The organism is Pseudomonas sp. LPB4.O (genome assembly GCF_038383825.1).
Taxonomy (GTDB): domain Bacteria; phylum Pseudomonadota; class Gammaproteobacteria; order Pseudomonadales; family Pseudomonadaceae; genus Aquipseudomonas; species Aquipseudomonas putida.
In genome coordinates, this window is record NZ_CP151298.1 from 1,315,561 (window position 1) to 1,330,050 (window position 14,490).

The 14,490-nt window shown below is 63.2% G+C and carries 17 protein-coding genes; 7 read left to right on the forward strand and 10 right to left on the reverse strand.

Annotated elements, in window-relative coordinates; all coding sequences use genetic code 11:
• The first annotated feature begins 5 nt into the window (after window positions 1-5).
• Window positions 6-371, forward strand: a complete 366-nt coding sequence (locus tag MRBLPB4O_RS05940; RefSeq protein ID WP_010952700.1) for a diacylglycerol kinase — start codon at window positions 6-8, stop codon at window positions 369-371.
• On the opposite strand, the gene finR is transcribed toward MRBLPB4O_RS05940, so the two are convergent.
• Window positions 368-1,294, reverse strand: coding sequence for a LysR family transcriptional regulator FinR (finR, locus tag MRBLPB4O_RS05945; RefSeq protein ID WP_016501131.1), 927 nt, complete (start codon window positions 1,292-1,294; stop codon window positions 368-370). The genes MRBLPB4O_RS05940 and finR overlap by 4 nt on opposite strands.
• Before the next feature lie 118 nt (window positions 1,295-1,412).
• Between finR and fpr the strand changes: the two genes are divergently transcribed.
• Window positions 1,413-2,192, forward strand: coding sequence for a ferredoxin-NADP reductase (fpr, locus tag MRBLPB4O_RS05950; RefSeq protein ID WP_016501130.1), 780 nt, complete (start codon window positions 1,413-1,415; stop codon window positions 2,190-2,192).
• A 110-nt stretch (window positions 2,193-2,302) separates the two neighbouring features.
• On the opposite strand, the gene MRBLPB4O_RS05955 is transcribed toward fpr, so the two are convergent.
• Window positions 2,303-2,797, reverse strand: coding sequence for a SprT family zinc-dependent metalloprotease (locus MRBLPB4O_RS05955; RefSeq protein WP_016501129.1), 495 nt, complete (start codon window positions 2,795-2,797; stop codon window positions 2,303-2,305).
• A 131-nt stretch (window positions 2,798-2,928) separates the two neighbouring features.
• Complete coding sequence (locus tag MRBLPB4O_RS05960) at window positions 2,929-3,528, reverse strand: Yip1 family protein (RefSeq protein WP_016501128.1); 600 nt, start codon at window positions 3,526-3,528, stop codon at window positions 2,929-2,931.
• A 262-nt stretch (window positions 3,529-3,790) separates the two neighbouring features.
• Between MRBLPB4O_RS05960 and ttcA the strand changes: the two genes are divergently transcribed.
• Both ttcA and MRBLPB4O_RS05970 read left to right on the forward strand, forming a co-directional pair.
• A complete protein-coding gene (gene ttcA / locus MRBLPB4O_RS05965; protein ID WP_016501127.1) occupies window positions 3,791-4,615 on the forward strand; it encodes a tRNA 2-thiocytidine(32) synthetase TtcA in 825 nt (274 codons plus the stop codon).
• Between the two features lie 4 nt (window positions 4,616-4,619).
• A complete protein-coding gene (locus tag MRBLPB4O_RS05970; RefSeq protein WP_341797781.1) occupies window positions 4,620-5,291 on the forward strand; it encodes a DNA-3-methyladenine glycosylase I in 672 nt (223 codons plus the stop codon).
• Window positions 5,292-5,322: 31 nt separating this feature from the next.
• Here MRBLPB4O_RS05970 and MRBLPB4O_RS05975 read toward each other — a convergent pair whose 3' ends face one another.
• The 3 genes from MRBLPB4O_RS05975 to arsC are packed head-to-tail and all read right to left on the reverse strand — an operon-like array spanning window position 5,323 to window position 6,684.
• Window positions 5,323-5,736: a DUF2069 domain-containing protein gene (locus MRBLPB4O_RS05975; protein WP_341797782.1), complete on the reverse strand. Its 414-nt coding sequence runs from the start codon at window positions 5,734-5,736 to the stop codon at window positions 5,323-5,325.
• The gene (gene wrbA, locus MRBLPB4O_RS05980; protein ID WP_341797783.1) at window positions 5,729-6,334 is read right to left on the reverse strand and encodes an NAD(P)H:quinone oxidoreductase; all 606 of its coding nucleotides are present in this window, start codon (window positions 6,332-6,334) and stop codon (window positions 5,729-5,731) included. Before wrbA ends, MRBLPB4O_RS05975 begins: the two co-directional genes overlap by 8 nt.
• Complete coding sequence (gene arsC, locus MRBLPB4O_RS05985) at window positions 6,331-6,684, reverse strand: arsenate reductase (glutaredoxin) (RefSeq protein ID WP_258655544.1); 354 nt, start codon at window positions 6,682-6,684, stop codon at window positions 6,331-6,333. Before arsC ends, wrbA begins: the two co-directional genes overlap by 4 nt.
• Before the next feature lie 85 nt (window positions 6,685-6,769).
• On the opposite strand from arsC, the gene MRBLPB4O_RS05990 reads away from it, so the two are divergent.
• Window positions 6,770-7,234 (forward strand): TlpA disulfide reductase family protein, encoded by a 465-nt coding sequence (locus MRBLPB4O_RS05990; RefSeq protein WP_341797784.1) that lies wholly within the window; start codon window positions 6,770-6,772, stop codon window positions 7,232-7,234.
• A 117-nt stretch (window positions 7,235-7,351) separates the two neighbouring features.
• Here MRBLPB4O_RS05990 and MRBLPB4O_RS05995 read toward each other — a convergent pair whose 3' ends face one another.
• The 4 genes from MRBLPB4O_RS05995 to MRBLPB4O_RS06010 form a co-directional block, all read right to left on the reverse strand.
• The gene (locus MRBLPB4O_RS05995) at window positions 7,352-7,756 is read right to left on the reverse strand and encodes an META domain-containing protein (protein WP_041167849.1); all 405 of its coding nucleotides are present in this window, start codon (window positions 7,754-7,756) and stop codon (window positions 7,352-7,354) included.
• Window positions 7,753-8,190 carry a hypothetical protein gene (locus tag MRBLPB4O_RS06000; RefSeq protein WP_016501120.1) on the reverse strand — a complete coding sequence of 146 codons (438 nt, stop codon included), beginning with the start codon at window positions 8,188-8,190 and terminating at the stop codon, window positions 7,753-7,755. Before MRBLPB4O_RS06000 ends, MRBLPB4O_RS05995 begins: the two co-directional genes overlap by 4 nt.
• A 31-nt stretch (window positions 8,191-8,221) precedes the next feature.
• Complete coding sequence (locus tag MRBLPB4O_RS06005) at window positions 8,222-9,211, reverse strand: 2-hydroxyacid dehydrogenase (protein ID WP_341797785.1); 990 nt, start codon at window positions 9,209-9,211, stop codon at window positions 8,222-8,224.
• A gap of 73 nt (window positions 9,212-9,284) precedes the next feature.
• Entirely contained in the window at window positions 9,285-12,038 is a 2,754-nt protein-coding gene (locus MRBLPB4O_RS06010; RefSeq protein WP_341797786.1) for a response regulator, read from the reverse strand.
• Between the two features lie 193 nt (window positions 12,039-12,231).
• Between MRBLPB4O_RS06010 and MRBLPB4O_RS06015 the strand changes: the two genes are divergently transcribed.
• Entirely contained in the window at window positions 12,232-12,951 is a 720-nt protein-coding gene (locus tag MRBLPB4O_RS06015; protein WP_341797787.1) for a response regulator transcription factor, read from the forward strand.
• Window positions 12,952-12,954: 3 nt separating this feature from the next.
• Window positions 12,955-14,346: a sensor histidine kinase gene (locus MRBLPB4O_RS06020; RefSeq protein ID WP_341797788.1), complete on the forward strand. Its 1,392-nt coding sequence runs from the start codon at window positions 12,955-12,957 to the stop codon at window positions 14,344-14,346.
• The last annotated feature ends 144 nt before the right edge of the window (window positions 14,347-14,490 follow it).

Here is a 14,490-nt window from a genome sequence, read left to right on the forward strand (position 1 = left end):
CCCACATGACATCGCCATTCAAGGGCCAGACCGGCCTGAAACGCATCTTCAACGCCGCCGGCTACTCGCTGGATGGCCTGCGTGCCGCCTTCAAGGGTGAGGCCGCATTCCGCCAGCTGGTGCTGCTTAACGTGCTGCTGATCCCGATTGCCTTCTGGCTGCCGGTCAGCCGTGCCGAGCGGGCGATCATGATTGCGGTGTGCCTGTTGGGGCTGATCGTCGAGCTGTTCAACTCGGCGGTGGAGGCGGCCATCGACCGCATCTCGCTGGAGCGCCACCCGCTGTCGAAAAACGCCAAGGACATGGGCAGCGCCGCGCAACTGGTGGCACTGACCATGGTGGCGCTGGTTTGGGGCGTGATCCTGCTCTAAGCGATCGGCGGCAGCACGATTTCATCACTGCGGGTATAGCCCGCAGTGAAGTTGCGGCACAGTTCCAGAAACTCGCGCATGGCCGAGGTCTGGTACTTCTGTTTGTGCCAGATGAAATAGAACTGGCGCATCAGGTCCAGTTCCGGCGTTTCCACCGGTACCAGGCTGCCCCGGCGGAAAGCGTCACGCAGCGCCAGCCGCGAAATGCAGCCAATGCCCAGGCCCGACTCCACCGCGCGCTTGATCGCTTCGGTGTGTTCCAGCTCCAGGCGGATGTTGAGGTTGGCGCGGTGATGGCGCATGGCCTGGTCGAAGGTGAGGCGGGTGCCTGAGCCTTGCTCGCGTAATATCCACGCCTCTTGCGACAGGCTTTCGATATCAGCCCGGCCCGGCTTGGCCAGTGGATGCTGCGGCGCGCAGAACACCACCAGTTCGTCCTCGACCCACGGCTGCACTTCCAGGTCGGGGTGGTTGCAGTCACCTTCGATTAGACCCAGATCAATTTCGTAGTGCGCGACCTGTTGCACGATATGCACTGTGTTCTGTACATGCAGCTTGACCTGGCTTTCCGGGTGGGTCTGCATGAAGCTGCCGATCAGCAGGGTGGCCAGGTAGTTGCCGATGGTCAATGTGGCGCCGACCGCCAGCGAACCGAAACCGGACTTGCCGTTAAGCAGGTCTTCAATTTCCTTGGCCTGGTCGAGCAGGGCCACTGCCTGTGGCAACAGTTGATGGCCCAAGGCGTTGAGCGCCAGGCGCTTGCCGGCACGGTCGAACAGCTGGCAGCTCGATTGCCGCTCCAGTTCGGTGATGGAAGTGCTGGCGGCCGACTGCGACAACGCCAGCAGGCTAGCGGCCCGGGAGACGCTTTGGTGCTGTGCGACGGCGACGAAGACTTGCAGTTGACGGAGTGTGAATCGCATATCGATATAACCGATAACACATATCTTGATAATCCAGTTAACAGATATTGTCGCTGCCCCTAAACTATCGCGCAACTGCGCGTTTTGCGCGCCGCGTTTTTCTTCAGGAGCCCCATCGATGAGCAACATGAACCACGAACGTGTCCTCAGTGTGCACCACTGGAACGACACCCTGTTCAGCTTCAAGTGCACCCGCGACCCGGGGCTGCGCTTCGAGAACGGTCAGTTCGTGATGATCGGCCTGCAGCAGGAAAGCGGCCGTCCGCTCATGCGTGCCTATTCCATCGCCTCGCCGAACTGGGAAGAGCACCTGGAGTTCTTCAGCATCAAGGTACCTGACGGCCCGCTGACCTCGCAGCTGCAGCACCTGAAGGAAGGCGATGAGATCATCATCAGCAAGAAGCCTACCGGTACCTTGGTGCTCGACGACCTGAACCCGGGCAAGCACCTGTATCTGCTGAGCACCGGCACTGGCCTGGCGCCGTTCATGAGCGTCATCCAGGACCCGGAAACCTACGAGCGCTTCGAAAAAGTGATCCTGGTACACGGCGTGCGTTACGTGAACGAAGTGGCTTATCGCGAGTTCATCACCGAGCACCTGCCGCAGAACGAGTTCTTCGGTGAGTCGGTCCGCGACAAGCTGATCTACTACCCGACAGTGACCCGCGAGCCTTTCGAAAACCAAGGCCGCCTGACCGACCTGATGCGCAGCGGCAAGCTGTTCAGCGACATTGGCCTACCACCGATCAACCCGCAGGACGACCGTGCGATGATCTGCGGCAGCCCGAGCATGCTCGACGAGACCAGCGAAGTGCTGGACAGCTTCGGCCTGAAAGTCTCCGCCCGCATGCGCGAGCCGGGTGACTACCTGATTGAGCGTGCCTTCGTCGAGAAGTAAGACGCAGGCTGGTACTAGAAGGCGACCCCCGGGTCGCCTTTCTTATGCCGGTGATTTTTGCATTGCTTGTGTCGGCTTTTTCGCGGGCTTGCCCGCGATGAGGCCGGCCCCTATTCGACGCGGGTCTCGCCGCTGTACACCAGAATCTCCCGGCAGCGTTTGCACAGGTACCGCCGCCCCTGGCGCACCAGCTTGTGCCGCTGTGCGGTAAACGGGAAATCACCCTGCGGGCACGGGCAGCGGTAGATGTAGCGAGTTACCACGCGCCGTTGCACTTCATAGTTGTGGCAACGGTTGGGTGGCAGCTCATACACCCCGCGCATGATCAATTGCCACTCTTCGCCATGGGCCTGTATGCGGTCGCCAAACAACTGGTGGGCCACCAGGTGCGCCACTTCGTGGGCAACGGTCTGGCGCAGGAAGTCTTCCTGGTTTTCCCGGTAAAGCTGCAGGTTGAAGCGCAGCAGGTTCTCGTGCAGGTGGGCGACGCCGGCTTTTTGCCCGCGCAGCTTGAAGCTGACTTCCGGGCGCGGGAAGGGGCGTTTGAAAAAGGTTTCGGCTTGCTGGTAACAGGTTTCGACGCGTTGTTTGAGCAGCTCGGGCATGGTGGGGCGGTTCTCCTGACCGGGCATTATGCCGCAAGCATCGGCGGCCTGCCGTGCCACCGGTCTGCGCACAGCCAGAGGCCGCCTTGCGGCGGCCCCTGGTTGATGCCCCAGTGTTGGTTGAGTCTGTTCTAGTTGGTGTAGACGGGCCCCACGCCCAGTCCCCAGATAATTACCGTGGCAGCCATGATCGCCACGAGTACCACAAGGCCCACTGCCAGCACCGAGCTGGAGAACAGGAAGCCTTCGTCGGACGGTATGTTCATGAACGTCGGCAAGCCGACATACAGCAGGTACACCGTGTAGCAGATAGCAGCAGTGCCGATCAGCATGCCCAGCCAAAGGTGCGGGTACAGCGCCGCCAAGCCGCCGATGAACAACGGTGTGGCGGTGTAGGTGGCAAAGGCGATGCACTGCGCCATGGACGGATTGGCATCGTAGGTGCGAGCCATCCAGTGGATGAACGCGCCCATTACCGCCACCCCGCCGAGCATGGCCAAGTACGACATGATGCTCATCCAGATGGCGCTTTCCATGGTGAGCATCACGGCTGGCCGGTCACCGATTACCCAGCCCACCTGGGTGGTGCCGATGAATGCGGAAACGGCAGGGATCGCCGCCAGGATCAAGGTGTGCGTCAGGTACATGTGGCTGATGGTTTCTTCTTCGCCACGAATTTCCCGCCATTCCTGATCGGGATGGGTAAACAGCCCCACAACGTGATGAATCATGCCGATCACTCCTCTCAATGTTGCCAAACGCCCCCCAGATGGAGCGCAAGCGGCCCGAGGCCCGAACACCGATGCAAGCGGTAATGTGGCCTTATGTCGCAGTATAGGAAGCGGTTACCGGCACGAACCGTGCTTTTTAGAGCAAATTGCGCTGTAAGGGGGGCTGTTGATTACATCGAAGTCTTTATCGGAATGCCTACAGCGATGCTGCGTTTGTGCGTAAAATAGCCGGCTTTTGTCACACCTCGCGGATCCAAGCGCTATGGGCACCCTCTCGGTCAACCAGAACAAACTGCAAAAACGCCTGCGTCGTCTCGCCGGCGAAGCCATCACCGACTTCAACATGATCGAGGATGGCGACAAGGTCATGGTCTGCCTGTCTGGCGGCAAGGACAGCTACACCATGCTCGACGTTCTGTTGCACCTGCAGAAGGTGGCACCGATCAAGTTCGAGATCGTCGCGGTGAACATGGACCAGAAGCAGCCAGGCTTCCCTGAGCACGTGCTGCCGGCCTACCTCAAAGAGCTGGGCGTCGAGTACCACATTGTCGAGAAAGACACCTACTCGGTGGTCAAGGAGCTGGTACCCGAGGGCAAGACCACGTGTTCGCTGTGCTCGCGCCTGCGCCGTGGCACCCTGTACACCTTCGCCGACGAAATCGGCGCGACCAAGATGGCGCTGGGGCACCACCGCGACGACATCGTCGAAACCTTCTTCCTCAACATGTTCTTCAACGGTGCGCTCAAGGGCATGCCGCCGAAGCTGCGCGCCGACGACGGCCGCAATGTGGTGATCCGCCCCCTGGCCTACTGCAGCGAGAAGGACATCCAGGCCTACTCGGACATGAAGGAATTCCCGATCATCCCGTGCAACCTGTGTGGCTCGCAGGAAAACCTGCAGCGTCAGGTGGTCAAGGACATGCTGGTGGAGTGGGAGCGCAAGCACCCGGGCCGTACCGAGAGCATCTTCCGTGCCCTGCAGAACGTGGCGCCGTCGCAACTGGCCGACCGCAACCTGTTCGACTTCATCGGCCTGAAGATCGACGAAAACGCCACGCCGCGTTTCCTCGACGTGCTGAATATCTGAGCCCATGCGCGATTACCAGTGGCTGCATGAGTACTGCCTGAACCGTTTTGGCTCGGCCCAGGCGCTGGAGGCCTTCCTGCCGCAGCCGCGCACAGCTGTGCAACTGCGCGGTATCAGCGACGACCGCTACCTGTCGACCTTGGCCCTGCGCGTGTTCCGCGCGGGGCTCAAGCACAGCCTGGTGGATGCCAAGTGGCCAGCGTTCGAGCAGGTGTTTTTCGGCTTCGACCCGGAGAAGGTCGTGCTGATGGGCGCCGAGCACCTGGAGCGGCTGATGCAGGACGAGCGCATCATCCGCCACCTGGGCAAGCTCAAGAGCGTACCGCGCAATGCGCAGATGATCCTCGACGTGACGAAGGAGAAGGGCAGCTTTGGCGCCTTCATCGCCGACTGGCCGGTGACCGACATTGTCGGCTTGTGGAAGTACCTGGCCAAGCACGGCAACCAGCTGGGTGGGCTGTCGGCGCCGCGCTTTTTGCGTATGGTTGGCAAGGATACCTTCATCCCTACCGATGACATGGCGGCGGCGTTGATTGCACAGAAGGTGATCGACAAGCAGCCGACCAGTCAACGCGACCTGGCCTTGGTGCAACAGGCGTTCAACCAGTGGCATGAAGAAAGTGGGCGGCCGCTGTGCCAGTTGTCGGTGATGCTGGCGCATACCGTCAACCATTGAGATCGTCGGGGCTGCAGGGCAGCCCCCGAATTCAACTCCCTTCGCCCGCCATGCGCCGCTCATGCTGGAACTTCCAGCGCACATACAGCAGCCCGGCAATGAACAACCCCAGGCTCACCAGCACTTCAACCCAGCCAAACACCGCCCGCGCCGGGTCGAACGCCGCCAGCACGCCCTTGATGAAATAGATATTCACCACGAAACAGGCCCAGGCATGTGCCCGGGCGCTGCCTGTCAGCATGCCCGGCAACAGCAGCAGCAGTGGCACCAGTTCGATTGCCAGAATCACCCCGACTCGCGCCCCATGCAGGTTGGCGAACCACAGGTTGTTCACCAGCAGCAGGCCGATCAGGCCGAAGAAAAACGCCAGGCTCAACGCCCGTGTCAGGCGCAGGCGCGGTGCCAGCCATTCCAGCGGCGGCAACACCTTGGGCTTTTTAGCCACGCGCGTCCTCCAGGGCCTTGGCCGTGGTCGCCAGGCGTTGGCCCAGAGCGCGGCACAGGGCAATTTCGTGCTGATCAAGCTCACGCTTGCCATCGGCCCCCGCATGGTGGCTGGCGCCGTAAGGGGTGCCGCCGCCGCGGGTTTCCAGCAAGGCCGACTCACTGTACGGCAGGCCCATCACCAGCATGCCGTGGTGCATCAACGGCAACATCATCGACAGCAGGGTGGTTTCCTGGCCACCGTGCAAACTGGCGGTAGAGGTGAACACCCCCGCCGGCTTGCCGACCAGATCACCGCCCAGCCACAGGCTGCTGGTGCCATCCAGGAAGTACTTCAGCGGCGCTGCCATGTTGCCGAAGCGGGTCGGGCTGCCCAGTACCAGGCCTGCGCAGTGGCGAAGGTCGTCCAGGGTGGCGTACAGCGCACCACTGGCCGGAATGTCCGGTGCCACCGCTTCACATTCGGTAGAGATAGCAGGCACTGTGCGCAGGCGCGCCTCCATACCGGCCAGTTCGATGCCGCGGGCGATGTGCCGGGCCATTTCGCTGGTCGAGCCATGGCGGCTGTAGTACAGCACCAGGATGTAGGGCGCGCTCACGGCAGGATCTCCAGCACTTTTTCCGGCGGGCGGCCGACCACGGCCTTGTCACCAGCGACCAGAATCGGCCGTTCGATCAGTTTAGGGTGCTGGGCCATGGCCTCGATCAGTTGTGCGTCGGTCAGCGCCGGGTCGGCGAGGTTCAGCGTTTTGTATTCGTCCTCGCCGGTACGCAACAGCTCGCGCGGGGCGATGCCCAGCTTGGCGAGCAGGGCCTTGAGGGTGGCGGCGTCGGGCGGGGTTTCCAGATAACGCACGATGGTCGGGGCGAGGCCACGGGCTTCGAGCAGTTCCAGCGCGCCGCGGGATTTCGAGCAGCGCGGGTTATGATAGAGCGTCAGGTCAGTCATGTCGGGTCGCATCCAGCTGGGTGTGGCGGCTATTCTAACCGCAGCGACTGACCCATTTGCTTTAAAACTCGAGAAGGATTGACCCATGGCAAGGCGTCTGGCAGCAGTACTGGCCATCACCGCGAGCCTGTTGCTCGGTGGTTGCGGTGCCGATTATGGCGTGGACCAGCACGGTAATACGGTTAAGGCCGAACAGATAGAAGGGCACTGGGTGGTGCTCAACTATTGGGCCGAATGGTGCGGGCCGTGCCGTACCGAAATCCCGGAGCTGAACACGGCGGCCAAGCAGTGGGCGGCCGATGGCATCAAGGTGGTGGGGGTGAACTTCGATGGCTTGCAGGGGCAGGACCTGAAACAGGCCTCTGAAACCCTGGGCATCGGTTTTACCGTGCTGGCCCAGGACCCGGCCGAGCGCTATGACTTGCCGCGTAGCGAGGCGCTGCCGGTGACCTACATCATCGATGACAAGGGCAAGGTGCGCGAACAGCTGCTGGGCGAGCAGACCCTGGAAGGGCTGCAGGCCAGGATCAAGGCCCTGAAAGGCGCCTGATGCAGTTGGGGCCGCTTTAGCGGCCCATCGCGGCACAAGGCCGCTCCTACAGGGAATCGCGCGCCCTTGTAGGAGCGGCCTTGTGCCGCGAAGGGCTGCAAAGCAGCCCCCATGATGTCAGCCTTCCTCTGGCCAGAACCGCAGCGGCTTGCCTTCGGCCGGCCAGAAGCGCATCTGCTCCACCGGCGACACATCCCAGCGCTCTACCGTTTCCAGCGCCTGCAAAAAGCGCTTTTCCTGCTCCATCAACGCCGGTGCGCACAGCTTGCGGGTCTTGCCGACCTTGCCGAAGCTCAGGCGCTCACCCTCCAGCGTATACGGCGCAAACCAGTGGTTGCAGCCGCCATTGCCGTAGGCGCGGCCGTCGCTGGCCAAGGTCAGGGTCAGGTGGCTGTAGTCGATCAGCGGGCGCTCGCCAATCCACTCCAGCACGTAGCTGCGCTCCTGCTGCAGCTTTGAAGGTTCTGCGGCGCAGCCGAGCAGGCCGGTTGCAATCAGCACGCCGGTCAGCAGATTCTTCACTCGGCGCTCTCCTGGCAACGCGGGCACAGGTGTTTTTCGCCACGGCTGGCCCAACCCAGTTCGGCAATGCGTGCGCTGGCGGCGGGCTGACGGGCTTTCTTGCCCAGCTTGGCGTCCACGGCAAATTCAAAATCCAGCACGGCGTCGCAGCTGTCGCACTCGACCTGCCAGGTGAGAATTTCCAGTTCGTTGAACACCGGTCCGCTGGCCACGGCGACCCACTGGCCGCGCGGGTTGATCAGGTGGCGCACGCTGTCCACGGTCAATCGCATGGACAAATCCTTGCTGCCCTTGAGGGTCACCAGCAGGGTGTCGCCTTTATGCATCGAACCACCGTTGCCGGTGACTTGATAGCGGCCCGGCACCAGTGCACGGCACTCGATCAGGGTGTGTTGCGGGTTGAAAAGGGTGTAGCGGAAATCGTGCTCGACCATGGGTCCTCCAGAAATGCCGCGTATCCTAGCACTAACCCATTACCAGATTCTGTGGATTGCCCGCCGCCCAGCAGTTGATGTTGTCGAGCGTGGTCGCGGCAATGGCGTCCAGCGCCTCGCGGGTAAGGAAGGCCTGGTGGGCAGTGATGATCACGTTGGGGAAAGTCAGCAGGCGGGCCAGCACATCGTCTTGCAGCGGCAGGTCGGAGCGGTCCTCGAAGAACAGCTGGGCTTCTTCTTCGTAGACGTCCAGGCCCAGGTAGCCAAGCTGGCCGCTTTTCAGCGCGTCGATCAGTGCCGGGGTGTCGACCAGTGCGCCACGGCCAGTGTTGATCAGCATGGCGCCGTGCTGCAGTTGGGCCAGGCTTTGTGCATTGATCAGGTGCCGGGTGTGCTCGGTCAGCGGGCAGTGCAGGCTGATGATACGGGCTTCGCGCAGCAGCTCAGGCAACGTCAGGTAGCGCGCGCCGAGGGCCAGCAGCTCCGGGTTGGGGTAAGGGTCGTAGGCCAGCAGTTGGCAGCCGAAGCCGGCCATGATGCGGGCGAAGGCAACGCCGATCTGGCCGGTGCCGACCACGCCGACGGTTTTGCCATGCAGGTCGAAACCGGTCAGCCCGTGCAGGGTGAAGTCGCCTTCGCGGGTGCGGTTGTAGGCCCGGTGCAGGCGCCGGTTGAGGGCCAGGATCAGTGCCACGGCGTGTTCGGCCACGGCGTGTGGCGAGTAGGCCGGCACGCGTACCACGGCAAGGCCCAGGCGCTTGGCAGCGGCCAGGTCGACGTGGTTGTAGCCGGCCGAACGCAGGGCGATCAGGCGTGTGCCGCCTTCGGCCAGGCGCTGGAGCACCGGGGCGTCGAGTTCGTCATTGATGAAGGCACAAACGGCTTCGTAGCCACTGGCCAGGGCGGCGGTGTCGAGGGTCAGGCGGGTGGGCTGGAAATGCAGCTCCAGCGCGCTGCCATTGGCGGCCTGGGTGAAACTTTCCTGGTCGTAATGTTGGCTGCTGAACAACAGGACGCGCATGGTGAAGGTTTCCTTTGTGGTACATGTCTTGTGTTGGCCGCTGCCCGTGAGATCGAGCGCCGAATCTAGCCGTTCAGGCACTCAACCTGGCCTGCGCCGCCAGCCGGCTGATCGCGCCGTCCAGCTCATCCAGCGCTTGCTGCGCCTGTGGGTGTTCCTGCTTGAGCAAGGTCTCGCTGCGCTGGCAAGCGGCGCGCAGCTGTGGCACCCCGCAATAACGCGAGGCACCGTTCAGGCGGTGTACCTGTTCTATCAGGCGGTCGCGGTCGTCCGCCTCGCGAGCAGCGCGTATGGCATCGCGGTCCGCGTCCAGCGACGACAGCAGCATGCTCAGCATGTCGGCCGCCAGGTCCGCCTTGCCCGCCGCCAGGCGCAGGCCTTCTTCGGGGTCGAGCACCTTCAGGTCATCACTGCTGGTCGCTTGCTCGGCCTGCGCCTGTTGCGGCACGCCCAGGCTCATGCCGGTCCACTTCATCACCACCTGGGCCAGTTGCCGCTCGCTGATCGGCTTGGTCAGGTAGTCGTCCATGCCGGCGTGCAGCAATGCGCGTTTTTCGTTGGCCATGGCATGGGCGGTAAGGGCGACGATCGGCAACGGGTTGCCACTTTGGGTGTTTTCCCAGAGGCGGATCTGCTCGGTGCAGACACGGCCGTCCATGCCGGGCATCTGCACGTCCATCAGCACCAGGTCGAACGGTTCATCCTGCACGGCCTGTACCGCTGCATAGCCGTTGTCGACGGCCAGCACCTCGGCGCCCAGGTCTTCGAGCAGGGTCTGCACCAGCAGCAGGTTGGCGGCATTGTCGTCGACGCAGAGGACCTTCGGCTGGCGCTGGCCGTTGAGGCTCTGTGCCTCGCTCTGCGGGCGGCGCGGTTGCACCAGTTCCATCAGCAGGCGGCGCAGTTTGCGGGTGCAGGTGGGCTTTGACAGCAACTGGCCATGGCCGTTGGGCAGGTACGGGTGGTACAGCGCCTGCTCGGTGGTCGGGCACAGCACCACGCACTGGCAGTGGTAACGTTCGAGTTGCTGGTAGTAGTGGCCCAGTTGCTCGGGCGAAAGGTTGCCCAGGTTGGCCCCGAGCACGGCGAACTCGAACGGCAGGCCGGCCTGGCTGGCAGCCTGAACCGCCTGCAGCAACTGGTCGTAGGAAGCAAACAGGCTAACGCTGAGGCCGCAGTCTTCCAGTTGGTGCTCCAGCGCCTGGCGTGCCAGCTCGTGGCCATCGACGATGGCTGCGCGACGGCCCAGCAGCGGCTGCATCGGCTGCTCCTCGAGGTCGTCGTGGGCTTTGGGCAGGTTAAGGCTGATCCAGAACTGCGAGCCCTCGCCCGGGGTGCTGTCGACGCCGATTTCGCCGCCCATCTGCTCGATCAGGCGCTTGGATATCACCAGTCCCAGCCCTGTGCCGCCGGGTTGGCGGGCCAGCGAGTTGTCGGCCTGGCTGAAGGCCTGGAACAGCGTGCGCACCTCCTGCGGCGACAGGCCGATACCGGTGTCCTGCACGCTGATGCGCAGCTGCGCGCTGTCTTCGTGCTCGTCTTCGAGCATGGCGCGCACGACGATGGTGCCTTCGCGGGTGAACTTGATGGCGTTGCTGACCAGGTTGGTGAGGATCTGCTTGAGCCGCAGCGGGTCGCCGATCAGCGAAGCAGGGGTGTCGCGGTAGATCAGGCTGAGCAATTCCAGCTGCTTGGCGTGGGCGGCCGGGGCGAGGATGGTCAGGGTGTCCTGGATCAGGTCGCGCAGGTTGAACGGAATGCTGTCGAGTACCAGCTTGCCGGCCTCGATCTTGGAGAAGTCGAGGATCTCGTTGATGATCCCCAGCAGGTTGTCGGCGGACTTCTCGATGGTGTTCAGGTAGTCCAGCTGGCGTGGCGTCAGCTCGCTTTTCTGCAGCAGATGGGTAAAGCCGAGGATGCCGTTGAGCGGGGTGCGGATCTCGTGGCTCATGTTGGCCAGGAATTCCGATTTGATGCGGCTGGCCTCAAGGGCCTCCTTGCGCGCCATGTCCAGCTCGATGTTCTGGATTTCGATGGTTTCCAGGTTCTGGCGCACGTCTTCGGTGGCCTGGTCGATGCTGTGCTGCAGTTCTTCGTGGGCGTTCTGCAGGGTTTCGGCCATGCGGTTGATGCCGCGGGCGAGCTCGTCCAGCTCATGGCTGCCCATGGTTGGCAGGCGTTCTTCGAGGTGACCGTCCTTGAGTTGGTTGACCGCGTGCTTGATGCGTTCGATGGGGTCGTTGATGGTGCGGCTCATGCGCAGCGCCAGCAGGCCGCTGAGCACCAGGCAGGCGAGGATCAGAAGCAGGCTTGTGAACAGGTTGCGGTAACCGCGCAGCAGGGTGCCGTCGTGCGACAGCTCGATCTCGACCCAGCCTAGCAGGCGCTCGGCTTCGGCCGGCACGGCATCGGTGGCGAGATCGCGGTGGTGGCCGAATACGGGCATCAAATAGCGGGTGGCGTCATTGCCGCTGCGCTGCAGCAATTGCGTGCCGGTACCGCCGCTGGGAGGCTGGTTGAGCATGCTCGGGCCGGCGTGTGCCAGGCGCGTGCGGTCCGGGGCCAGGAAGGCAACGGCGCGAACGTCGGCCTGCTCCAGGGTTTGCGCGGCAATGCGCTCCAGCTGTGCGGGCGCAAGCCGGGCCATGGCGGGCGCAGCCAATGGCGCCAGTTGCTCGGCGATCATCTTGCCGCGTTGCAGCAGCTGGGTGCGCAGGTCGTTCTGTTGCAGCCAGGTGAAGTAACTGCCCAGCACCAGGGCCATCAGGCCGGCAGGCAGCAGGGCTAGTAGCAGAACCCGGCTGCGGATTCCCAAGCGATCGAGCACACTCGCCTCCTGTGATGTGCCTGGAAGCCGTCAAGCGATGACGGCCAAGCCGGGAAGTTACTCCGCCTGCAGCGCTATTGCACCTCTTTAGTCGCTGTTTTGCGTTGTTGCCGGGGCATTGGTCGCAGGGCGGTTGCCTGACCGGTAGTGGATACTCAATAATTGCGCAATTGAGAATGCATGGCAGTTGCCAATGAATCCTGTAGCTATTTACAACTCCAATATCCTCGCCATCGAGGATGACCCGGTCCTGGGTGCCTACCTGCACGAAGAGCTGCAACGTGGCGGCTTCCAGGTCACCTGGTGCCGTAATGGGCTGGAAGGCCTGGAAACGGCTGGTCGCGAGATTTTCGATGTGGTGCTCATGGATATTCTGCTGCCCGGGCTGAACGGCCTGGACGCCCTGGCGCAGCTGCGCAAGCGCAGCGCTACGCCGGTGATCCTGATGTCGGCGCTGGGGGCCGAGGCCGACCGCATCAGTGGCTTCCAGCGCGGGGCCGACGATTACCTGCCCAAGCCCTTCAGCATGGCCGAGCTGCAGGTGCGCATCGAGGCAATCCTGCGCCGCGTGGCCCTCGAACGCCGTCATCAAGCCCCGCAGGAGCAGGCTGCCTGCGGCGAGCTGCAGTTCGACGAGGGGCTGTGCGATGTACGCCTGAATGGCCGCCTGGCAGGCCTGACCCCCAGCGAGTACCGGTTGTTCGACATCCTCAACCGCAACTTCGATGATGTGCTGAGCAAGCCGTTCCTTTACCAGCAGGTGTTGCAGCGCGGCTATTCGCGGCACGACCGCAGCCTGGACATGCACGTCAGCCAGATCCGCCGCAAGCTCAAGGGCATCGACTATCACGAGCGGCAGATCCGTACCGTGTGGGGCAAGGGGTACGTACTCAGCACCGGCGAGGCAGAGTGAGCCATGCTTGACCGCCATTCGCTGTTCTGGAAGCTGGCCATCCTGCTGGTGGGCTTTTGCCTGCTGATGATCGGCCTCAGTTACACGTGGGGCCGGCACATGGAAATCCAGAATGCCTTCCTCTCGGAACCGGCGCGGCAGACGCTGCGAGGCTACGCCAGTGAGGCTGAGCAGGCGTGGCGCAGTGGTGGGCGGGAAGGGCTGGACAAGTGGGTGACGGCGATGCACCAGCGCGAACGGGGCTGGGTTGGCGTGCTCGATATCAACCTGCGACCGCTCGACAGCGCTACTCTCGATCCGCAGATCATGCAGCGACTGACGCGTCTGCGCGGTGTCGACTGGCCGATGAGCCGGCGCAGCGTCGACCAGCCGTGGGTACGCATACCGTTCCCGGGGGCACCGGAGCAGGGCATGCTGGTGATCGAACTGCCGCAGCGGTTCAACCCGGACCAGTACCGGTTGCTGTGGCGCATCGTCACCAACGGCATCATCCCTGGCCTGTTCACCTTGCTGTTGTGCGTGGGCCTGTACCGTATGTTGATCGTGCCGCTGAACCAGCTGCGTGAGCAGGCCAATGCCTGGCGCGCCGATCAGCTATCGGCGCGCCTCGACTCGCGCACCATTGCCCGGCATGACGAACTGGGCGAGCTGGCCCGCGCTTTCGACCAGATGGCCGAGCGGCTGCAGGGCACGGTGGCCATGCAGCAGCAGTTGCTGCGCGACCTGTCGCACGAAATGCGCACGCCATTGAGCCGGTTACGGGTGGCCTGTGACGGCGAAACCGACCTGACGCGCCTGCGCGAACGCCTGACCCGTGAAGTGGACTGCATGCAGCAGTTGGTGGAGGACACCCTGCAGCTGGCCTGGCAGGACGCCGAGCGTGCGCCGATGAACCTGGAACCCATCGAAGTCCACGCGCTTTGGGAACTGCTGGCCGAAAATGCCAGCTACGAGAGTGGCTGGTCGCCCGAGCGCCTGCGCTGCGAAGTACCGGCCGACTGCTGGGTGCAGGGCAACCTCAATCATCTGGCCCAGGCGCTGGAAAACATCTTGCGCAATGCCATTCGTCACTCGCCGCCCGAGGGTGTGGTGCGCCTGGGTGGGCAACGCGAAGGCAGTTATTGGTGGCTGTGGCTGGAGGACGAGGGTGGCGGTGTGGCTGAAGAGGACCTGGAGCGGATCTTCGCGCCCTTCTCGCGGCTGGACGGTTCTCGGCCGGGGGATGGTGGTTTTGGCCTGGGCTTGAGCATCGCCCGCAGTGCCATCCAGCGCCAGGGCGGCACCTTGTGGGCGCAGAATGGCAAGCATGGGCTGCGGCTGTGGATGCGATTGCCGTTACATGTGGCGGCCCCTTCGCGGGTAAACCCGCTCCCACAGGGTCACCACTACTCTTGAGGCCAGTGGAGTACCTGTGGGAGCGGGCGTGCCCGCGAAGAGGGCGATGCAGACCATCGATATAGCTTGTAGCTATATGCACCACAGATTGCGTGATATGGCCGCGAAGGGTTTGCCGGTATGATAGGCGCCCCTGCCGTCCGG